Raw genomic sequence first — 22994 nt, 5'->3', positions numbered from 1 at the left:
AAGTATTAAAAAAGTGTAAAATTATATTGTAAAAAACAATGTTAGAAAGAAGTACGAGAGTCTTGAAAATCAGGAGGAAAATGAATGATTTTTATAAAAAATGGTAAAATAAATACCGTAACAAATGGAATAATTCAAGGAGATATCCTTATAGATGAAGGAAAAATAATAGAAATAGGGGAAAATCTAATAGCACCTTTAGATGTTGATATAATAGATGCAAGTAATAAACTTGTGTTCCCTGGATTTATAGATGCTCATACTCATTTGGGGCTATGGGAAGATGGCATAGGTTTTGAAGGGGCAGATGGAAATGAAGAAACTGACCCAATAACACCACAACTAAATCCTATAGATGGTATTAATCCAATGGATAGAACATTTAAAGAAGCTTTTGAAGGTGGTATAACTTCTGTATGTACAACACCTGGAAGTGCAAATGTTATGGGCGGTCAATGTATAGCCATAAAAACATATGGAAGAAGAATTGACAAAATGGTAATAAAAAATCCAGTTGCATCTAAAATAGCATTTGGAGAAAATCCAAAAAGTTGTTATGGTCAAGATGATAAATCTCCACAGACTAGAATGGCTATAGCGGCTTTGCTTAGAGAGAACTTAAAAAAAGCAGAAGAATATCTAGAGGATATTGATGTATATGAGAACCATGATGATGAAGACTGTGAAAAGCCTGAATATGATATAAAAATGGAAAGCTTAATACCTGTATTGAGGAGAGATATTCCATTTAAGGCACATGCTCATAGAGCTGATGATATGTTTACAGCAATAAGAATTGCAAAAGAATTTAACTTAAAACTTACATTAGACCATTGTACAGAAGGTCATCTTGTTGTAGAAGAATTAGTAGAAGAAGGATTTCCTGTAATAGTAGGCCCATCTTTATCAGAAAGGTCTAAGTTTGAACTTAGAAACTTGACATTTAATACAGCTGGAATACTTTCAAATGCAGGTCTTGATGTATGTATAATGACAGACCATCCAGTGATACCAGTTCAATATCTTCCAATATGTGCAGGCATAGCTGTTAAACATGGTATGAAAGAAGAAAAGGCAATAGAATCAATTACAATAAATCCAGCTAAGACTTTAGGAATAGAAGATAAAGTAGGTTCTATAGAAGTTGGTAAAGATGCAGACATAGTAATATGGGATAATTCCCCACTAGAGATTCAAAGTAATGTGCTTTACACTATAATAAATGGAAAAATAGTATATGAGAAAAAATAACTTGACAATTATTAAAAAATTAACTAATATAAGAGTGTAAGGAAAATTAAAAAATCAAAGAAGATCTTCGGGGCAGGGCGAAATTCCCTACCGGCGGTATAGCCCGCGAACTACTTAGGTGGTTGATTTGGTGAGATTCCAAAGCCGACAGTAAAGTCTGGATGAGAGAAGATATTTATGGAATATAAATAAGTTTATTTTAGTTTGTTTAAACTATGTCCATAAAAACTCGAAGATAGGATCTTCGAGTTTTTTGTTTTTCCTAAAAAATATAAACTATTGATTAGGAGGAAAGTAGTTATGCAAAATACAGTAAAAAGAGGAAATATGATTTCAACAAGAACTTTGGTGGTTATGTCAATTTTATCTGCAATATCTTATTTATTGATGTTTATTCAAGCACCAATACCAGGTATTTTTCCAGATTTCTTAAAAATTGACTTATCAGATATCCCAGCAATATTTGGCGGAATGTCTTTAGGACCATTAGTTGGATTTGGTGTAGTTGTAGTAAAAAATATACTACAAATGATAACAGCGACAACAACTGGAGGAGTAGGAGAATTTGCAAATATATTAATTGGTGGCTCTTATGTACTTATACTTTGTTATTCATATAAGAGAAGTAAAGATTTAAAAGGTGTAGTAATTGGATTTGTATTAGGGACAATAACTATGACTATAATTGGTTCATTGGTGAATTATTTTGTAATGTTACCACTTTATGGGCAATTAATGGGACTAGATGCTATAATAGGTTTAGGTTCAGCTATAAACCCTCAAGTTCATGATTTATTTACTTTTGTAATTTGGATGATAGCTCCATTTAATGTATTAAAGGCTGTTGTAATATCCTTAGTAACGTTACCACTTTACAAAAAAATGGGTAATGTAATAAAAAAATAATTAGACAAGAAAATATAAAATTTTAAAATTAAACGCATTGAATAGCCATAATTTATTTGTAACTTCAGTCCTACGCTGTGATTGATATATTAAATATATTATGGCTTTATTAATTTATCAAAAATTGTATATAAAATAAGAAATATTTAGACAAGTTTAATTTTTGAAATAAAGGAAGAATTAAAACGATTAACTATTAAAATACTAAAAAGGTATCTATAATACACAGAGCGAATTTATAATAAACAAAAAATAAAGATATTATTAAAAATAAATAAAGATTTATGCTTTATTTTTTAATAATATCTAATTTAATAATGATAGGGGTGTATATAGATGAACATATCTAAAAAATTGAAAAATTTATTTTTAGATGATAAAGGGTATTATTTTAATAGTAATTGGGAAAATATTCATATAGGTATTGATAACTCAAAATTGGAAAAGTCTTTAAAGTATATTACAAATGAATATATTGAAAATATGGAAAGTGTAAAGTATGATTATCGTGAATTAAAAAATATAAAAAATCAAACTGATGGGATGTGTATACTAGCAATAAGGCAGAATTATAAAGCACTAGAGTATATAAAAGAACAAACAGAAGAATTATGTTTAGAGGCGATAAGATATAACTATAAAGCACTAGAATATGTAAAAGAACAGACAGAGTATATATGTCTTGAAGCCATAAAAAAGGACTGTAAAGCACTTAAATATGTAAGAAATAAAACTGATGAGCTTATTATAAAAGTAATAAGGTGTTCTTCTAATATAGATGTTGTAAGTATTTTAAAAGCTTTAGAAGTTCAAACAAGAAGTATATGTTTAGAAGCAATTAAAAAAGATGGTAGATGTCTTGCATATGTTAGAGAGCAGGGTGAAGAATTATGTATGGAAGCGATTAGGCAAAATTATAAAGCACTACAATATGTAAAAAAGCAAACAGATAAAATGTGTATAGAAGCTGTAAATCAAAATGGTATGGCATTGCAATATGTAAATAAGCAAACAGATAATATATGTATGGAAGCTGTCAAACAAGATGGAAGAAGTCTACAGTTTGTTAATAATAAGACAGAAGCAATATGTATAAAAGCCATAAGATATTTAGATAAAAGATATAATATTAAAGATGTGTTAAGTTACATAGATAACTATACAGAAGATATATGTATAGAAATTGTAAGGCTAAATGGAAAGATGTTAATGTATATAAAAAATCAAACAGAGAGAATGTGCATTGAAGCAGTAAAGGAAAATTATAAATCTCTCAAATATGTAAAAGAACAATCTGAGAAAATATGTAGAGAAGCCTTAAAGCAGAATTGCAAGGCAAAGGAATATGTGAAGATTTATATTGAAGAATGTATATAAGATTTAGATAGGATTATTAATATTGAAAGATAAAAAAGATAAATAGAAGTACTTTATAATAATTGAGGCTTATACTATAATTAATTAAGCAGTGATATAAATTCACATGACGATTATATCAAAATGGAGATGAATTAATGGCAAAAATATATTTGGAAAATGAAAGCAAAACTAGAGAAATAGGATATAAATTAGGTAAACTCTTAAAAGAAGGTAGTGTTATCTGTTTAGTAGGAGATTTAGGGGCTGGGAAAACTACAATGACACAAAGTTTGGCAGATTCATTAGGCATAAAAGACTATATAACAAGTCCAACTTTTACTATAATAAATGAATATGAAGGCAAAGTACCTTTGTATCATTTTGATGTATATAGAATAGGTAGCAGTGATGAAATGTATGATATTGGATATGAGGAATATGTAAATTCAAATGGAATTTGCATAATTGAATGGGCTAATCTAATAGAAGATATACTTCCAAAAGAATATTTAAATATAGAATTAAAATATAAAGATGAAGGAAGAGAAATGATATTAACTCCAAAGGGAGAGTTTTACAAAGAAATAGTTGAGGAGTTGATTAAATAATGAAAATACTAGGTATGGATACATCTTCTATGGCAGCAAGTGTGTCAGTTGTAGAAGATGATAGCTTAATATGTGGGTTTACAGTAAATAACAAAAAAACTCATTCGCAAAAACTTATGCCAATGATAGAAAGTATGTTGAACATGAGTGATTTAAGTATAAAAGATATAGATTTATTAGCTATATGTATAGGTCCTGGCTCATTTACAGGTCTTAGAATAGGTATGGCTACAGTAAAAGCTATGGCTCATGTAAATAATATACCAATAATAGCAGTGAATTCTTTGGAATCCCTAGCAAATAACATGAATCTATGTGAGAGGAAGATATGTTGTATATTAGATGCACAGAAGAATCAAGTCTATTCAGCTAAATATAAACTTGAGAATGGAGAGCTAATAGAATTAGAGGGTGTTAATGTTGTAGAATTTGATACTTTATTAGAGGAAATAGTATCAAGTGATGAAGAATTTATAGTAGTTGGAGAAGCTGTATATAAATATAAAGATAGGTTAGAGAATGTAAAAAATATAAAAATACCTTCGCCAGTTAACAATGTGTCTAATGCAGGAAGTTTATGTTCTTTGGCATTAAGTAAATATAATAAAAATATAGATGTACATACTTGTTATACAATAAATCCTATGTATATCAGAAAATCTCAAGCTGAAGTACAATATGATGAAAAAATGAAGAGGCTAAATGATGAAAGATAATACAAAACTAATAGTAGACGATATAAAAATAGAAGAAATGACTATTAAAGATATAGATGAAGTTTTTGAAGTAGAAAAAAATTGTTTTGAAGATTATTGGTCAAAAGAATCTTTTAGAAAAGAGTTATCTAATGAAGTAGCAAGGTATATAGTAGCTAAACTAGATGGAAAAGTTGTTGGATATGTGGGAATTTGGCTTATACTTGATGAAGGGCATATAAATAATGTGGCTGTTCATAGTGACTACAGAGGCAAAAAAATAGGAGACAAGTTGATAAAAGGTATAGTTGATTTGTGCAAAGACAATAATATTGTGTCTATGACATTAGAAGTTAGAGCATCAAATAAAATAGCACAAAATCTATATAGAAAATATGGATTTAAAATGGGTGGAATAAGAAAAGAATACTACAGTGATAATAAAGAAGATGCAATTATAATGTGGAACCAATTAAAGGAGGTGTAGAGTTTATGAGTGATATAATAACATTAGCTATAGAAAGTAGTTGTGATGAAACAGCTGCATCAGTTTTAAAAAATGGTAGAGAAGTACTTTCAAACATAATCTCTACCCAAATAGAAACACATAAAAAGTTTGGTGGTGTAGTGCCAGAAGTAGCCTCAAGAAAACATGTGGAAAATATTGATATAGTTGTCCAGGAGGCTTTAGATAAAGCAAATATAGGATTTAATGATATAGACCATATTGCAGTTACATATGGACCTGGGTTGGTAGGAGCTTTACTAGTAGGCTTATCTTATGCTAAAGCACTTGCATATACTTTGAATATACCACTTGTAGGAGTAAATCACATAGAAGGTCATCTAAGTGCAAACTATATAGAGCATAAGGATTTGAAACCTCCTTTTATAACATTAATAGTATCTGGAGGTCATACCCACTTGGTTGAGGTCAAAGACTATGGTAAGTATGAAATCTTAGGAAAAACTAGAGATGATGCATCTGGAGAAGCATTTGATAAGATTTCAAGAGCGATGAATCTAGGTTATCCAGGAGGACCTATTATTGATAATCTCGCCAAAAAAGGAAATAAGCATGCTATAGAATTTCCAAGAGCATATTTAGAAGAAGATAGCTATGATTTTAGTTTTAGTGGATTAAAATCTTCTGTGTTAAACTATCTAAATGGAAAAAGAATGAAAAATGAGGAAATAGTAGTTGAAGATGTAGCAGCATCTTTTCAAGAGGCTGTGGTAGAAGTTTTATCTACTAAAGCACTAAAAGCAGCAAGAGATAAAGGCTACAATATTATAACTCTTTCTGGTGGAGTTGCTTCTAATTCAGGGCTCAGAGCTAAAATAACAGAGATTGCAAAAGATAGTGGTATCACTGTTAAATATCCGCCTTTAATTTTATGCACAGATAATGCAGCGATGATTGGGTGTGCAGGATATTATAATTTTATAAATGGTAAAACACATGATATGAGTTTAAATGCAGTTCCAAATTTAAAAATAAATCAGTAATATGAAATAAATTTATAAATATATTAAAGAATTGTTTCAGAAAAATAAATATAAGTAAAAATAAATACAATCAAAATAAATATAGTATATGTTAAAACTTGAAGTAAAACGATGTATAACCTTTATATTCTAATGAATTGCAATACATTTAGGATATAAAGTTTATCTTTGGTGTGAATTTACTTCAAGTTTAATTTTTTTGTAGAAAGATTATTTTAAAAAGTGGGTAATATACCCTTTTTTTTCCTTATTAAAAAGTTTTATACTAATTATAGAAAGATTAAGGAGGGGAAGAAATGAGTCAAAGTAAAGAAGACAAAATAAGAAGTATTTTAGAAGCAAAAAATATTAAGGCAAATTTTCAAGATAAAGAAAATTTAGATGAATTTAGTGAAAAAAAAGCAAGTAAAAGGGCTGATGATTTATTAAATGTATATTATAATACATTGTCTACAGCTGATATGGAATTTCCATATTGGTATAATAGAGAATATAGAAAATCAGATGGTGATATACCTGTAGTTAGAAGAGCTAAAGCTCTTAAATCTGCTTTTTCTCATATGACACCAAATATAATACCAGGCGAGAAGATAGTAATGCAAAAAACACGCCACTATAGAGGGTCATTCCCAATGCCTTGGGTAAGTGAGAGTTTCTTCGTAGCTCAAGGGGAACAAATGAAAGAAGAAGTAAATAAGTTAGCTAGTAACACAGCAGATGAACTTACAAAATTTGGTTCTGGTGGGGGAAATGTAACTGAGAGTTTTGGAAATGTTGTTTCAATAGCTGGTAAATTTGGAATGAGAAAAGAAGAAGTACCTGTACTTGTAAAAATGGCTAAGGAATGGGTTGGAAGATCAGTTGAAGATTTAGGCTTTCATTATGAGAAAATGATGCCAGATTATGATTTAAAAGAAAAATTAATGAGTACACTTATTTGTATGTTTGATTCAGGATATACACTTCCTCAAGGTAGAGAAGTTATAAACTATTTTTATCCTTTGAATTATGGGCTAGATGGAATCATAGAAATGGCAAAAGAATGTAAGAAAGCAGTTGCAGGAAACGCATCTGGAGATGGACTTATTGGAATGGACCGTCTATATTTCTATGAAGCAGTTGTTCAAGTTATTGAGGGTCTACAAACTTGGATTTTAAATTATGCAAAACATGCAAAATATTTAGAAAGTATAGAGAAAGATTTAGAAGCTAAAAAAGAATATTCAGATTTAGTGGAGATATTAGAGCACATTGCACACAAACAACCTCGTACATTTAGGGAAGCGCTTCAATTGACTTATACAATCCATATAGCATCAGTAAACGAAGATGCTATATCTGGTATGTCTATAGGGCGCTTTGGTCAAATCTTATATCCTTGGTATGAGCAAGATATAGAAAAAGGAATAATCACAAAAGAAGAAGTAATTGAATTATTAGAACTTTATAGAATAAAGATTACTTGTATTGACTGTTTTGCTTCAGCAGGAGTAAATGGAGGAGTATTATCAGGAAATACATTTAACACATTATCTATAGGCGGACTAAGAGAAGATGGCTCTACAGGAGCAAATGAATTAGAAGAATTACTATTAGAAGCAAGTATGAGATGTAGAACTCCTCAACCTAGTTTAACTATGTTGTATGATGAAAAACTTCCAGAAGATTTCTTGATGAAGGCTGTTGAATGTACAAAGCTTGGTTCTGGTTATCCAGCATGGGTAAACAACTCAAATGGGACGACTTTCATGATGAGACAATTTGGCGATGAGGGTATGACTGTTGAAGAAGCTAGAGCTTTTGCATTAGGCGGATGTCTAGAAACATCTCCAGGATGTTGGAAACAATTAACTTTAAATGGGAAAACATATTCTATAGCAGGTGGAGCAGGTCAAACAGCTGGTTCTGGAGTGCATTTTTTAGCTAATCCTAAAATATTAGAACTTGTTCTTATGAATGGTAAAGACCATCGTATGAATGTGCAAGTATTTGAACCTCATAATAAACCTCTAAATACATATGAAGAGGTCGTAGAAGTATTTAAAGATTATTATAAACAAGCAATAAATGTCCTTGAAAGAGCAAATAATATTGAATTAGATATATGGAGAAAGTTTGATACTTCTGTAATAAATTCGCTATTAAAACCAGATTGTTTAGACAAGGGTCAACATATAGGAAATATGGGATACCGTTATAATGCGACATTAAATGTAGAAACTTGTGGTACTGTTACTATGGTTAATTCATTTGCTGCACTTAAAAAACTTGTATATGATGATAAAGAATTTACACTTGAAGAAATGAAAGAGGCTATTTTGAATAACTTTGGATTTAAAGATGCTTTAGAGGTTGGAAACTATTCTATGGCAGACCAAGTAAAAGTAGATAAAACTGGTAAATATGATGCTATCTACAAGGCCTGTCTTGATGCACCTAAATACGGAAATAATGATTTATATGCAGATAGCATTCTTAAAAACTATGAAGTATGGCTAGCAAAAGTGTGCGAAGAAGCACAATCTTTATATGCTAAAAAAATGTATCCTTGTCAAATATCTGTTTCTACACATGGACCACAAGGTGCTGCCACTTTAGCTACTCCAGATGGGAGACTAAGTGGAACAACATATTCAGATGGTTCAGTCTCTGCATATGCAGGAACTGATAAAAATGGTGTCTATGCATTATTTGAGTCTGCAACTATTTGGGACCAAGCAGTAGTTCAAAATTCTCAGATGAATTTAAAACTTCATCCAACAACAATTAAAGGACAACAAGGTACTAAAAAATTATTAGATTTAACAAGAAGTTATTTAAGAAAAGGTGGTTTCCATATTCAATACAATGTCGTGGATTCTAAAACATTAAAAGAGGCACAGAAAAATCCTGATAATTATCGTCAATTGATGGTGCGTGTTGCTGGATTTACTCAATACTGGTGTGAATTAGGAAAACCAATACAGGATGAAGTAATTGCTAGAACAGAGTATGAAGGGGTGTAAAATATGAAAAAACATAGTGATTGTATGAATTTTTGTGCAGTAGATGCTACAAAAGGAATTTGTAGACTATCAAAACAAATGCTTAACTTAGATGATGAAGCTTGTGAAGAATTAAAAGTGATGCCAAAATGTAAAAATTGTAAAAATTTCGTTGATATTAATGATGAAGGTATAGGTAAATGTGTTGGTCTTGAAAAGGAAGACTGGGTATATTCAACATTAAATGCAATTACTTGTGAAGGACATATGTTTAATGAGTAGACAAAATCAACTAGCAGGTATGATTTTTGATGTACAAAGCTTTTCAGTTCATGATGGACCAGGTTGCAGAACAACTGTATTTTTAAATGGATGTCCACTTAGTTGTAAATGGTGTGCAAATCCTGAAAGTTGGACTGTAAGACCCCATATGATGTTTAGTGAGTTATCTTGTAAATATGAAGATGGGTGTACTGTATGTCATGGTAAATGTAAAAAAGGTGCATTGAGTTTTAATCTTGATAATAAGCCAATTATAGATTGGAACATATGTAAAGACTGTGAAAGCTTTGAATGTGTCAACTCATGTTATTACAATGCGTTTAAGTTATGTGCAAAGCCTTATACTGTAGATGAACTTATAAGAGTAATTAAACGTGATTCTAATAATTGGAGAAGTAATGGAGGAGTAACATTTAGTGGGGGAGAACCACTACTTCAACATGAATTTTTACATGAAGTATTATTGAAATGTCATGAGATAAATGTACACACTGCTATTGAGACGAGTGCATGTGTTTCCAATGAAATTTTTAATAAAATATTTAAAGATATTGATTTTGCATTTATTGATATAAAGCATATGGATAGAGAAAAACACAAAGAGCAAACAGGTGTGTATAATGATTTAATATTGGAAAACGTATCAAATCTTGTTAACTCTGACTGGAAAGGAAGATTGGTACTTAGAGTTCCAGTTATAGCAGGATTTAATGATAGTACTGAAAATATAAGTGATATTATATCTTTTATGCACAAAAACAATTTGGTAGAGATTAACTTATTACCATTTCATAGGCTAGGAGAATCAAAGTGGATTCAATTAGGTAAGGAGTATGAGTATTCTGATAAGGGAGATGTTGATGAAGAGCATCTTGAAGAGTTACAAGATATATTTTTGGATAATGGTATAGCTTGTTATGTTGGTCATGAGACAGCTTTCTAAAAGTAAATAATATAAGGTTAATTAAAAAGGATGTTACACTAAAAGCTAGAGTGACATCCTTTTTATATAGTTTAAATTATGATTAGAAGATATATTACGTTTACTTTATTGTAGTAAATGTAATATGGTAAAGCATGAATATGAAAAAATTTAATAGAATCTATTTTATAAACAACTAAAATAAATTATCAATGAAAGGTACAAAAAGTATAGAGAGTATTATAGATGTCCGTTTTTTACAAGATTAAAATATGTACTATATGATACAATCAACTATACTATTTCAATAAGGTTTGTAATTTCTTTATTTATATAATATCCTATTGAAATCTATATAGTTTAATTTTATTTATAAGATATAAATAAAATATATGTATATCAAGGAGGTAATATGAAGTTTGTAAATGCTTTAATAGTGGTTAAAGATATTGAGAAATCAAAAAAGTTTTATTATGATGTTTTAGGATTAAATGTAACCTGTGATTTTGGAGAAAATGTTGTGTTAGAAGGTAATATATCATTACAAGAAAAAAAACTTTGGTTAGAGTTTATTAATAAGAGTGATAATGAAGTACAATTCAATGGAAATGATGCAGAGTTATATTTTGAAGAAGAATATTTTGATACTTTTGTTGAAAGATTGAGTACAATGAAAGATATAAATTATATTCATCTGGTTGTAGAACATAGTTGGGGTCAAAGAGCAATTAGATTTTATGATTTAGATGGTCATATTATTGAGGTTGGGGAAACTATATCATCTGTATGTAGACGTTTTTTAGATAGTGGACTTTCAATGAATGAGGTGGCTAAAAGAATGGATGTAACTATTGAATATATTGAATCAGTTTTAAACTAGGTGATAGATTATATTAAAATAAAGGCGTTAGCAAATCTATGCTTTCGCCTTTATTTATTATATTCTCTAAATAATCTATAAAATGTTATTGAATTTTTTCTCTAGAAATATATAATTTTGAATTCTCTGTTTTATCTTCAAACTCAATTCCCTTGTTTTTTTTCATAAATATGTATAGAGGGGCTATTAATAACATTGCTCCTAATCCTATTAAAACTCTATTTTGAGTTATAGGTTTTGCCATATCTTCTGCCCAAGCTTGTTGTAACAGCCATAAACTACCTAAAATAGCTACTATTGGTATAACTGGACCAAATGGAATCTTAAAAGAGCCTTGAATATCTGTTCTTTTTCTTAAAACTATTACTGACAAACAAGTTGGGATATACTGAGCAAATCTTGCAATTACGCTCATTACTGCAAGTTGTTCAAAACTTCCAGTCAATACAAGTGGTATACAACAAATTAAAGATATAATTATTGCTACATACGGAGCATCATATTTATTTGTTTTTCCTATAAATGCTGGAAGAGAACCTTCTTCTGCTAGAGAAGAACCACATTTAGGAGTTACTATTGAAGAACCTATATTTATACCAAATATAGATATTAATGTAGCTACAGATATAAATACTTTACCATAGTTACCTAAAAACACACTTGAAGCATCTGCAATTGGAATACTATTTTCAAATAGTTTATCTCCAAGTATACCCATACAGACAACTTGAATTAAAATATAAATTATTGCACATATAAATATTGTAGTTATTAAGGCAATTGGAAGATTTTTTTTAGGGTTTTCCATTTCTCCACTTGCTACGATAAATGATTCAAATCCAGTAAATGCGTAAAATACCAATATGATAGCTGGTCCCATGCTAGAGTTAACTACGTTACCTGAAGGGGCAATATTTTCAAATTTTATAAAGAATATTCCGACTATTACAAAAACTATTAGTGGTACTAATTTAGCTATAGTTATTACATTATTCATTATCTTTGTACTTTTAATTCCAAATAAGCTATTTATAGAAAGTAGTGTTACTAATACTGCTGCTATATAGCCCTTGTATTCAGTTGCAGCTTCTGGCCAAAATGAACCTAAAGCTGTTGCAAATCCTACTGCTAGAGTAGACCATGATATAATTCTTATAACCCAAGACATGGTACCAACTTCAAAGCCTATAAAATCTCCAAATGCTTTTTTGGAATATAGATATGCACCACCATTTTTATCAAACATACTTCCAACTTCTGCAAAACATAAAAGTATTGATAGAACTAAAATTGTAGCAAAAATGTATATAAATATACTGTTTTGACTTGCTAGGTTATAAACTTTACCTGGTAGTAAGAATATACCTGAACCTATTATACTATTAATTCCTAATAATATCATACTAAATAACCCTAATTTTTTAGCCTTTTCCATATTAATTTATCTCCTATTCTTTTATTAATTACTGTATTAATTAAAATATAAAGTATTCATTACATGCATCATAACACCTATTGGAAGACAATTCTCATCTATATTAAAGCTAGATGTATGTAGAGGTGAAATTAATCCCTTTTCTTCATTTTTACAGCCTAAATGAAAGAATGCCCCCTTGCAATGTTCTGTATAAAAAGAAAAATCCTCACCACCTAAAGAAGGGTTTGGTCTTAATATAAATTTTTCTTCTCCAAATAATTCTTTAGTACTTGAGATAACAGTATTTACTAATTCCTTTTCATTTATAACAGCTGGATAATTTTCATCACTTACATGCAATGTTCCAACACATCCAAATGCAGATGCAGTGTCTTCAACAATCTTAGATATCTTATCAATCATAAAGTTTCTTGTTTTGCCATTTAAAGTTCTTAAAGTGCCTTCTAGTTTTACATCTTCACATATTACATTGTGTGCATCACCACCATATATTTTACCTATAGTTAAAACAGCAGCATTATTTGGTTCTAAGTTTCTACTTATTATAGTTTGTAAGGATGTAACAATTTGTGATGCTGTAACTATTGCGTCAATACCATTTTCAGGGTATGCACCATGAGCTCTTTTGCCTTTAACATTTATCGTTATAGTGTCAACACTAGCATTTAATGTGTCATACTTTGTCTCAATAAATCCTGTCTCAATATGTGGCATAACATGAAGTCCAAATATATAATCAGCTTTAGGATTTTCTAGACATCCATCTTCAACTAAGAATTTTGCTCCTCCAAAGCCTTCTTCTGCTGGTTGAAATAAGAACTTTACATTTACGTTTAATCTATCTTTTATTGAATTTAAAACTTTACACGCTCCAAGTAGCATAGTTGTATGTGCATCATGACCACAAGCATGCATTTTTCCAGAATGTATTGATTTATAAGGTATATTATTTTCTTCTTCTATAGGAAGGGCATCCATATCCGCTCTTATACAAATAGTTTTATCTGCATTTTCTTTTAAAATATATGCCATAATCCCATTGTGTTTTGTAAATTCAATATAATCAATTCCTATTTCTTCTAAATAAGAAATGACTTTTTGCTTGGTAAGGTTTTCTTCAAGAGCCAATTCTGGAATTTTGTGCAATTCTCTTCTTACATTTATTAGCCAAGGTTTTATAGAATTACAATTTTCTATTACAAAATCTTTTTCTAATTCTTTAGTTTGATATTCTAATTTTAAAGCCTGTTGCATTTTTATTCCTCCAATTACTTTTTATTGTTTGGTTAATTATAGTAGCAATTATTGTGCCATAATTTTTAAGGAATAAATTTTGTTTTTTATAAGAATTTTGCAATAAAATAATCATTTATTTATTGGCAAAATATAAAAATGATTATTTTATTGCAATTTTCCAAAAAAAGTATTGTTTTAAATAAGAATAAGCTTATATATTAGCCTATATAAAAATAATAGGAACTATTAAATTTATCCTATTCCTATTAATTCCTATTGATTACACATGAAATAATGTACTATATTTACACATTTGAAAAATAAAAAATCTATTGAGGAAGCGTCTTGCACCTGAATAGATTTCTTTGTTTAATATATTATACGTTTATAAACTTTCATATTTTAATTTATTGTAAAAGTCTTCTCCTTGTTGAGTTATTTTACTCCCATATCTCCCTGAACCACAAATTATAAGTTCTTCTTTTTTCAGATATTCAAATATTTTTTTAATTTTACCTTCTGTGATTTGGATATTTTTATCTAGTAATGTCTTTAAAATTAGTCCTCTACCAATTCCAACATCTGATTCCTTATTTAAAATTAATATCTCAAGTATATTTAATATATCATTTTTATTATATTTTAATTTTAATGATGAATTTTTGTTATTTAAAGTTCTTAAATTTGGGGGTAAATCTTTTTCTAGTATAATATCATCACACATAATATTTAAATAAGATGTTACGTTTTGGAGTTCTCTTATATTACCTTTCCACGTATAGTTTTGTATAAGCTTTTTGGCCTCTGGTGTAATTACTAATTTCTTATTAATTAAATCTTCCATGATAATTAATATATCTTCTTTTCTTTCTCTTAGAGGAGGGATGTTTATTGGAATTGTATTTAATCTATAATATAAATCCTCCCTAAACTGGCTCTTATCAATCATTTGTTCTAAGTTCTTGTTTGTAGCAGATATAATTCTAACATCTATATTAATTACATTGTGAGAGCCAACTGGCATTATTTGTTTTTCTTGAAGAACTCTAAGTAGTTTTGTTTGTAATTCTAAAGGCATATCGCCTATTTCATCTAAGAAAATTGTCCCATTATTAGCAAGTTCGAATAATCCTTGCTTTCCATCTTTTAGACCTCCAGTAAAAGTTCCCTTATCATATCCAAATAACTGACTTTCTAGTAAATTCTCAGGGACGGCCGCACAATTTACTGCTATAAAGGGCTGATTTTTTCTATTTGAATTATTATGAATAGATTGAGCTATTAGTTCTTTACCAGTTCCACTTTCGCCTCTGATAAGTATACTTAGGTCAGACTTAGAAACTTTCTTAGCTAAATCTATGCATTCAATCATCTTAGGGCTATCTGTTTTTATATCTTTAAATGTATATTTTGCTATTTGTCCCTTTTCCCTTAATTTCTTAGTAAGATTTTGTTCTAATTTTTTTATATATGTTATTTCTTGCAAACTATAGTATGTACCCATCTTTTCATCTCTATTGTATATATTTTTTTTATTTACATTTATATATTTTTTATTGAATATAATAACTTTGTCCAGTATTTCTTTTTCATTTAATAAAACCTTTAAACTATCTGTAAATATTTCTTCAATATGCTTTCCATATATATCTTCTTTTATGTCTAAGATGTCTTTTACTTTACTATTATATGTATTTATTTCACCATCTTTTGAAGTAAATAGTATGCCATCCTTTGACAAGTTTAATATTGTATCTAATTCTTCTATTTTTAAGAACAGTTCTTTATATTTATCTTTTATACCAGTATCCAGACTTATTATCTCCTCTGAATATTTTACTAGCTTAGATTGTATTTCTTTTGAATCAATTTGTAATAAGTTTATTATTTCTATAAAAGTTGATATATCTATATATCTATGGCCTAAATCAAATATATCTGAGATAAAGCTAGGTACTTTTTCTGGAACTCCTGGAGTTATAGCTATCTTTATATCTTTATAAGTATTGTCATTCATATATGGGATTGGTCTGATATTAGTTACTCCGATTTTATAAAATAAACTTATAGTTTCTAGAGTAGTTTCATCGGAATCATTTACGATTAGAGCATTTGTTCCCTGTGGTAAAGATAATAAATTATATATTTTATCTTCCTTAAAAGTTCTTCTTATCACAATAACTTTTTTCTTATCTAATATATTATTTATGATTTTATCTAATCTTTCTACTGACATTACTAATATCACATCATCATTTATAATGTCATTATCATTTATTTCATCTATAAAGTATCTGTTAATATTTATATAATCTCCAAAAACTAATTTTAAATTATTTTCTAAAAAATCTATTAAATCTTTTCTACTATCATTTACCAACGCAACTGATTTTTTCATTAACTTCTCCTTATATAATAGATAGCCTCTAATAAAATGCTTGTATAGGGCTATATAATTTTTATAATTTAAATTTATCAAATAAAAAAGAAAGTGTCTATCCATGACTTTATAAAAGTCACCTTAAGACACTTTCTTACTTATAATTAAATCTTGTCACCAAATCCCCCTAATTGTTGCTTAAAATTAAAACTGTATGTATATTTTTCATTTCTATTCGATTAAATTATAATATACACCTAAAAAATTTATTTTAATAAATTCTATTGATAAAATAATTTCATAAATATAGAATTGTATTAAAATAAATAATGTATGAAAATATATATGTATAAGTTTATTCTGCGTGAGTAGAATAGATTTGTCAAGATTAATTTAATAGTAATAGTGTCTTTTATTAAAAATAATATAAATTTAAATATATAAATAAAACGTTTTATACAATATACTATAAAGGAGAACTTTAATGAAAGCAGAAAAAACAAGCATATACCCAATTATTAAAAATAATTTAAATCAAGTATCAATTGTTGAATATAAAAAAGGTCAGAGATTTGTAGCATCAGATAAAGATTTACAAGAAGTATTTTTCATAATAGAGGGAGTTGCTTTAGTAGAATGTACGACTAGAGGGGGAAATAAATTTCTTGTTGACATTGTACCTGAAAATGAATTTATAGGTAAAATTAGTTATATATATGAACATAATTTGAAATGCGATATATTTGCAAAGACCAATATAAAATTATTTCGATTTGAGAAACATATCTTTGAAGAATTTTATCTTAAACCAGATTTTATTGCACTATTTCATAACAAATGTACAAGAAGGATATATGAGCTATATAAAACTAGAATGGTAAGAGAGTTATTTTCTTGCACAGAAGTTATTGCATATTGTATTTTTAAAAAACAAGAAAATAGTGTCTGCAATATAAAAGCTATTCGCCATTTTAGTGAAATATATTCTATTAGTAGAAAAAGTAGGTATTATTCGCTATTAAAATTAACTGAGAAGGGGATAATAAAAAAAATAAGCAATACATATGAGATTTTAAATTATGATGAATTACATAGGTTGTCATTTGAAGTAAAAGAGTTTTTGGAAGATGAATAGAGGATATAGAAATAGTCTCATTGAAAATAAAAAATATCTTAATTGTTTTCAATGAGACTGTTTATAAATATTATATACTTATAAGGTATAGTATCGTTATTAGTCAATTTCCTTTACTATATTAATAGCCCACTTTTTAGATAAGGCTCTAGGAACACCAAATATAAATTTAACTACTTCTTCACTATAAGTGAGTAGAACAAGAATAAATATAGGAGCTCCTTTAAATGCAGCTATAAAAGTTAAAGGGATAGAAGCTAACCACATACATCCTAATTCTAAAAATAGAGCATATTTAGTGTCTCCACCACTTCTTAAAATACCAATTATGACTAATGTATTAAAGGATTTAAGAGCCATTAGTACTCCCATTATGAAGAATATCTTAGTTATATCAGAAGATAAACTATCAGAGACACTAAACATCTTTAATAATAATGGTATATTTAAAATTAAAATAATTCCAAGTATTAAGCCAGCTAAAAATACCAGTATAGAAAACTTTTTAGCATACTCAATAGCTCTTTTAATATGGTCAGCCCCAAGTTCATTTCCAAGCATAATAGATGCACCAGATGCAATACATACAGCTGTCATTATGAAAAAATTACCTGTGCTGGTTGCTATTTGACTTGCTGCTATGGCTGATGTACCTGCTCTTGCATATGCAACAGAATACAGAACAGTTCCAACTGCCCATACAGAGTCATTTACAAATATAGGAAAGCTTTTTGATGAAAAAGATTTTATAAAAATCTTATCAATAGCTTTTAAATTTTTCAAACCGAATTTTAATATATAGTCCTTTTTGTAAAAATAAACGTAAGTAATCATTAAAATTAGTTCACATATTCTAGCAATAACAGTTGCTAATGCTGCACCTTTTACACCCAATGCAGGAAGACCAAAATTACCAAATATAAATCCATAATTTAAAACAACATTTGTTACAAGAGCAAATGCGCTACAAATCATACCTAACTTAGGATTTCTAACACCTCTGGAACCAGTACTAAATACTGTACTTATAGCTATTAATGGATAGCTAAATACTGCAATACTAAAGTAATCTATACAAAGTTTTACAACTTCTGAATCATAAGAAAATATGTGTATAATTGGTTCTGGTGTTAGTAAAGCAGGAATAACAAATACAAAACTTAGGACAATGGCCAATACACAAGTAAGACCTGTAACTTTTCTTATATTACTGATATCTTTCTTTCCATAAAATTGTGAAATAAAAACTCCAGCTCCTCCTGTAATACCAGATAAGGACATATTAAAAAGAAAGAAAAACTGGTTTGCAACTCCAACTGAAGCTACAGATACCTCCCCCAAACTACTTATCATAACTGTATCTATTACATTTACAGAAGTAGAAATTAAGTTCTGTATGATAATAGGTATACATAAAGATAGAAGTATTTTATAAAATCTTTTATTTTCGTCTTTTAAAGAAAATAGTTCTTGCAAATAATCCTCTCCTTTTTACATAAATTCTTCCCACTCATCATATAGAGAGGCAAGGTTATTTTCTAAATTAATTTTTTCTTGGCTAACTTCCTTAGCCTTATCTGGATTAGAGTATACTTCTTCTTGACATAAAAGTATATCTAATTCTTCAATTTTAAGTTCTAACTTTTCAATTTCTTTTTCTATATTTTGTCTTTTTATTCTATTCTTTTTTTCTACTTCTCTTTGTTCTCTTTCTTTTCTTTTTTCATCTTTTATTTGAGTTCTAGTTTTTTCTTCTTTTTCTTCTATAAGACTCATCTCTTGGATTTGCCTTTTTTTATCAATATAATAATCATAATTTCCTAGGTACTCAGTAACTCCATTTTCATCTAAAACTAAAATCTTATCAACAACTGTATTTAGAAAATATCTATCATGTGATATTGTAAATATGGTCCCATCATAATTAGTTAATGCCTCTTCAAGAACTTCTTTAGAATCAATATCTAGGTGGTTAGTAGGTTCATCTAATAATAATAGATTTGCATTTGATAATATAAGTTTAAGTATGGCAACTCTAGCTCTTTCTCCACCACTTAATGTAGAAATCTTTTTAAAAACTTCTTCATCAACAAATAAAAATGCTCCTAACATATTTCTCAAAGTAGTTTGAGTAAGATGCGTATTATTTTCCCAAATCTCATCAATTATTGTGTTATCTAAATTAAGGGTTTTTTGTTCCTGATGGAAGTAAGAAACGTGTACATTAGTCCCAAATTTAATATTACCACTAAGAGGTTGTAATTCGTTAGTTATTATTTTAAATAATGTAGATTTACCAATACCATTTGCACCAATAAGAGCTACCTTTTCTCCTCTATATATATCTAAATCCAAATCTTTAAAAAGTATTCTTTCTCCATAACCCATGGATACATCTCTGATTTGAAGAACATCATTACCACTCTGGACAGAAGGCGTAAATTGTATACGAGCTTTTTTTCTATAAGCTTCTGGCTTATCTAGAACATCTACTTTATCCAATGCTTTTTCTTTACTTCTTGCACGTTTTAGATGTTTTTCTCTACCATAAGCTTTAAGTCTTTCTATTGATTCTTCCTGCTTTTTTATTTCTTTTTGCTGGTCTTCAAATTTTTTAAGTTCTAATTCTTTTTCTACTTTAGATAACTCAACAAATTTAGAGTAGTTACCATTATATACTTTAAGTCTTTTATTATGAACCTCAAAAATTCTATTTACAGATTGGTCTAGGAAATATCTATCATGAGATATTAACATAACAGTACCTTTATATTGTTTTAGAAATACTTCCAACCATTCTATAGCTTCGGAATCTAAGTGGTTAGTCGGTTCATCAAGTAACAATAAAGTTGGTTTTTTAAGAAGTAATTTTCCTAAAAGAACTCTAGTTTTTTCACCACCAGAAAGTATACTTATTGGTTTATCCATATCATTTTCACTAAATCCTAATCCTTTTAAAACACCTTTGGCTTCAGATTTATAACCATATCCATTTAAATCTGAAAATAATTCCAGTTTATGTGAATATTCATCCATTATTTTTTCTAGAATTGGAGAGTCTGTCTTTGTGCTTTCTTCTGAGATTTTGACCTCTAATTCTCTTAGATAAGATTCCATTTCTATCAAATTTTTAAAAACTTCTAACACTTCTTCTAAAATAGTATTATCCGAATAAAAATTGGTATTTTGTTCTAAATATCCGATTTCACAATCTTTAGAAGTGTAAATATCTCCGCTATCATAACCATAAATTCCTGAAATTATTTTAAATAAAGTAGTTTTTCCAGTACCATTAACCCCGATTATACCAATTTTATCGCCTTCATTTACTGTAAAACTAATATTTTCTAATATAGAATCTATACCAAAACTTTTATTTAAGTTATTACATGACAAAACAATCATAAATTTCTACCTCCTTGAACTATCTAAAATTATAATGTTTTGATATAATATAATCAAGGTTATATGTATTAGTTTTGAAAAAGAAATATTTTATTGTGAATCAAACAAAAAAGAGGACACTTTTAGGAGGTGAAGATGTTGGGAAATAAAAATATATCAATGGCAGTTATAAGAAGGCTCCCAAAATATCATAGATATCTTGGAGACTTATTAGATAGGGATATACAAAGAATATCTTCTAAAGAATTGAGTGATATAATAGGTTTTACTGCTTCTCAAATAAGACAAGACCTAAACAACTTTGGTGGATTTGGACAACAAGGATATGGTTATAACGTGGAGGCTCTTCATACTGAGATAGGTAAAATTCTTGGATTGGATCGACCATACAACGCAGTTCTTGTAGGAGCAGGTAACTTAGGACAAGCCATAGCCAATTATGCAGGATTTAGAAAAGCTGGATTCGAGATAAAAGCTTTATTTGATGCAAATCCTAGAATGATAGGTTTAAAGATAAGAGAATTTGAAGTATTAGATTCAGATACTTTAGAAGACTTTATAAAAAATAATGATATAGATATTGCTGTATTATGTATACCTAAAAATGGAGCGCAGGAAGTTATTAATAGAGTTGTAAAAGCTGGAATAAAAGGGGTGTGGAATTTCGCGCCATTAGACTTAGAAGTTCCGAAAGGTGTTATAGTTGAAAATGTAAACCTAACAGAAAGCTTATTTACCTTATCATATTTAATGAAAGAAGGAAAGTAGACAACTTAAACATATTAATAATCAGTAGTTATGAGAAGTATTGAGAAAGTCAGACGATTTAATATTAAATCCTCTGGCTTTTTGAAGTATTAGGATAAAATAAAGATTTAAATAATTTATATAAATAATATTTAAGGAGAGTGATTTTAGTGGAGGAATTATGGTCAAAGGCTATTGAATTTCATGGGCATGAATGTCCAGGTTTGGCTATAGGATTTAAAGCAGCACTTGCAGCAAGAGAATACTTAGGATGTAAACAATCAGGAGATGAGGAAATTGTATGCATTTCTGAAAATGATGCCTGTGGGGTAGATGGTATACAAGTAGTGCTAAGCTGTACAATGGGCAAAGGAAATTTACTACTTAGGCTGACTGGAAAATCGGTATATCATTTCTTTAATAGAGAAAATGGAAAATCTATAAGAATATATGTAAAAACTAAACCGTTTGACATGGACAGAGAAGCGTATAAAAAATACTTATTAGAAAGTGATTTTGAAGATATCTTTGAGATTACAGATACAAAGCTAAAACTTCCTGAAAAAGCAAGAATATTTAAATCTCTTAAATGTGAAGTATGTGGTGAATTTGCACCTGAGCAGTATATAAGGATTCAAGAAAATAAAAAAGTATGCCTTGATTGCTTTGATAAATATGAAAGATTTTATGAAGAGGATTAAATTTATATTAAATTAAAAGTATCTAAATGTAGATTAATAGTATATGTAAGAAGAGAAATATATAGAATATAACAAATTATATAAATTATGATACTTGAATTATACATAATTAAAAAGAGACTGATTAATATTGATAAAATAAAATCAGTCTCTTTATGAATAACGAATTATTATTCTGGTTGAGGTGCATCTACAGGACAAGCTCCTGCACAAGAACCACAGTCTATACAAGAACCAGCATCTATAACATATGCGTCGTCTCCAGCTGATATACAGCTAACAGGGCATTCAGCCTCACAAGCACCACAGCTTATACAAGCGTCAGTAATTTTATATGCCATTTTGAAATCCTCCCTTTTATATGTATTGTAATTCAATAACATTATAACAAATATTATTGAATATAACAATTAAATTAATTCTACAACAAAAACTTTATTGTGATATTCTTGTTTGAAAGTTTTACAATAAAGTTTAATCTGCTTATATTTTTATTTATCTTAAAGGGGATTATTTTAAAAATAAAATTAAAGTTAAAGAATAGGGTATCGATTCT

At 28.6% G+C, this 22994-nt stretch carries 20 protein-coding genes and 1 riboswitch; of the genes, 14 read left to right on the top strand and 6 right to left on the bottom strand.

The genetic code is table 11. The features are described from left to right. Positions 1 to 84: 84 nt before the first annotated feature. The 11 genes from Q3304_RS08020 (at position 85) to Q3304_RS07970 (ending at position 11396) form a co-directional block, all read left to right on the top strand. Complete coding sequence (locus Q3304_RS08020) at positions 85 to 1251, top strand: amidohydrolase (RefSeq protein ID WP_407814231.1); 1167 nt, start codon at positions 85 to 87, stop codon at positions 1249 to 1251. A 59-nt stretch (positions 1252 to 1310) separates the two neighbouring features. Then, positions 1311 to 1428, top strand: a riboswitch (FMN riboswitch). A gap of 123 nt (positions 1429 to 1551) precedes the next feature. After that, entirely contained in the window at positions 1552 to 2157 is a 606-nt protein-coding gene (locus Q3304_RS08015) for an ECF transporter S component (RefSeq protein ID WP_054268724.1), read from the top strand. A 336-nt stretch (positions 2158 to 2493) separates the two neighbouring features. Then, positions 2494 to 3534: a DUF4116 domain-containing protein gene (locus Q3304_RS08010; protein ID WP_407814230.1), complete on the top strand. Its 1041-nt coding sequence runs from the start codon at positions 2494 to 2496 to the stop codon at positions 3532 to 3534. 137 nt (positions 3535 to 3671) lie between these two features. Further along, entirely contained in the window at positions 3672 to 4124 is a 453-nt protein-coding gene (gene tsaE, locus Q3304_RS08005; protein WP_054268726.1) for a tRNA (adenosine(37)-N6)-threonylcarbamoyltransferase complex ATPase subunit type 1 TsaE, read from the top strand. Continuing rightward, positions 4124 to 4840, top strand: coding sequence for a tRNA (adenosine(37)-N6)-threonylcarbamoyltransferase complex dimerization subunit type 1 TsaB (tsaB, locus tag Q3304_RS08000; protein ID WP_054275593.1), 717 nt, complete (start codon positions 4124 to 4126; stop codon positions 4838 to 4840). Before tsaE ends, tsaB begins: the two co-directional genes overlap by 1 nt. Further along, positions 4830 to 5306, top strand: coding sequence for a ribosomal protein S18-alanine N-acetyltransferase (rimI, locus tag Q3304_RS07995; protein ID WP_054268728.1), 477 nt, complete (start codon positions 4830 to 4832; stop codon positions 5304 to 5306). Before tsaB ends, rimI begins: the two co-directional genes overlap by 11 nt. Before the next feature lie 5 nt (positions 5307 to 5311). Next, positions 5312 to 6328 carry a tRNA (adenosine(37)-N6)-threonylcarbamoyltransferase complex transferase subunit TsaD gene (tsaD, locus tag Q3304_RS07990; protein ID WP_054268729.1) on the top strand — a complete coding sequence of 339 codons (1017 nt, stop codon included), beginning with the start codon at positions 5312 to 5314 and terminating at the stop codon, positions 6326 to 6328. A gap of 296 nt (positions 6329 to 6624) precedes the next feature. Beyond that, positions 6625 to 9333 (top strand): 4-hydroxyphenylacetate decarboxylase large subunit, encoded by a 2709-nt coding sequence (hpdB, locus tag Q3304_RS07985; RefSeq protein WP_407814229.1) that lies wholly within the window; start codon positions 6625 to 6627, stop codon positions 9331 to 9333. A gap of 3 nt (positions 9334 to 9336) precedes the next feature. Continuing rightward, positions 9337 to 9594, top strand: a complete 258-nt coding sequence (hpdC, locus tag Q3304_RS07980) for a 4-hydroxyphenylacetate decarboxylase small subunit (RefSeq protein ID WP_054268731.1) — start codon at positions 9337 to 9339, stop codon at positions 9592 to 9594. Continuing rightward, entirely contained in the window at positions 9587 to 10537 is a 951-nt protein-coding gene (gene hpdA / locus Q3304_RS07975) for a 4-hydroxyphenylacetate decarboxylase activase (protein ID WP_407814228.1), read from the top strand. Before hpdC ends, hpdA begins: the two co-directional genes overlap by 8 nt. 391 nt (positions 10538 to 10928) lie before the next feature. Continuing rightward, entirely contained in the window at positions 10929 to 11396 is a 468-nt protein-coding gene (locus tag Q3304_RS07970; RefSeq protein WP_054268733.1) for a VOC family protein, read from the top strand. Positions 11397 to 11481: 85 nt separating this feature from the next. Here the strand turns inward: Q3304_RS07970 and Q3304_RS07965 are convergent, their stop codons facing one another. From Q3304_RS07965 to Q3304_RS07955, 3 genes are all read right to left on the bottom strand, one after another. Beyond that, the gene (locus Q3304_RS07965; protein ID WP_054268734.1) at positions 11482 to 12831 is read right to left on the bottom strand and encodes an APC family permease; all 1350 of its coding nucleotides are present in this window, start codon (positions 12829 to 12831) and stop codon (positions 11482 to 11484) included. Between the two features lie 36 nt (positions 12832 to 12867). Continuing rightward, positions 12868 to 14088 carry a M20 family metallopeptidase gene (locus Q3304_RS07960; protein WP_407814227.1) on the bottom strand — a complete coding sequence of 407 codons (1221 nt, stop codon included), beginning with the start codon at positions 14086 to 14088 and terminating at the stop codon, positions 12868 to 12870. 367 nt (positions 14089 to 14455) lie between these two features. Then, positions 14456 to 16468, bottom strand: coding sequence for a sigma 54-interacting transcriptional regulator (locus Q3304_RS07955; protein WP_167640133.1), 2013 nt, complete (start codon positions 16466 to 16468; stop codon positions 14456 to 14458). 466 nt (positions 16469 to 16934) lie between these two features. Here Q3304_RS07955 and Q3304_RS07950 point away from each other — a divergent pair, with 466 nt between their 5' ends. After that, positions 16935 to 17585: a Crp/Fnr family transcriptional regulator gene (locus tag Q3304_RS07950; RefSeq protein ID WP_407814226.1), complete on the top strand. Its 651-nt coding sequence runs from the start codon at positions 16935 to 16937 to the stop codon at positions 17583 to 17585. Between the two features lie 99 nt (positions 17586 to 17684). On the opposite strand, the gene Q3304_RS07945 is transcribed toward Q3304_RS07950, so the two are convergent. Together Q3304_RS07945 and Q3304_RS07940 are read right to left on the bottom strand one after the other, a co-directional pair. Further along, positions 17685 to 19061: an MATE family efflux transporter gene (locus Q3304_RS07945; protein WP_407814225.1), complete on the bottom strand. Its 1377-nt coding sequence runs from the start codon at positions 19059 to 19061 to the stop codon at positions 17685 to 17687. Positions 19062 to 19076: 15 nt separating this feature from the next. After that, a complete protein-coding gene (locus tag Q3304_RS07940) occupies positions 19077 to 20990 on the bottom strand; it encodes an ABC-F family ATP-binding cassette domain-containing protein (RefSeq protein ID WP_054275603.1) in 1914 nt (637 codons plus the stop codon). 135 nt (positions 20991 to 21125) lie between these two features. On the opposite strand from Q3304_RS07940, the gene Q3304_RS07935 reads away from it, so the two are divergent. Together Q3304_RS07935 and Q3304_RS07930 are read left to right on the top strand one after the other, a co-directional pair. After that, positions 21126 to 21758: a redox-sensing transcriptional repressor Rex gene (locus Q3304_RS07935; protein WP_021382595.1), complete on the top strand. Its 633-nt coding sequence runs from the start codon at positions 21126 to 21128 to the stop codon at positions 21756 to 21758. 140 nt (positions 21759 to 21898) lie between these two features. After that, positions 21899 to 22438: an FmdE family protein gene (locus Q3304_RS07930; protein ID WP_407814224.1), complete on the top strand. Its 540-nt coding sequence runs from the start codon at positions 21899 to 21901 to the stop codon at positions 22436 to 22438. Between the two features lie 170 nt (positions 22439 to 22608). Here Q3304_RS07930 and Q3304_RS07925 read toward each other — a convergent pair whose 3' ends face one another. Beyond that, complete coding sequence (locus tag Q3304_RS07925) at positions 22609 to 22779, bottom strand: DUF362 domain-containing protein (protein WP_009888017.1); 171 nt, start codon at positions 22777 to 22779, stop codon at positions 22609 to 22611. Positions 22780 to 22994: the final 215 nt, after the last annotated feature.

This window comes from Clostridioides sp. GD02377 (genome assembly GCF_045899875.1).
Classification (GTDB): Bacteria; Bacillota; Clostridia; order Peptostreptococcales; family Peptostreptococcaceae; genus Clostridioides; species Clostridioides difficile_A.
This window is presented reverse-complemented; position numbering and strand designations above follow the sequence as displayed.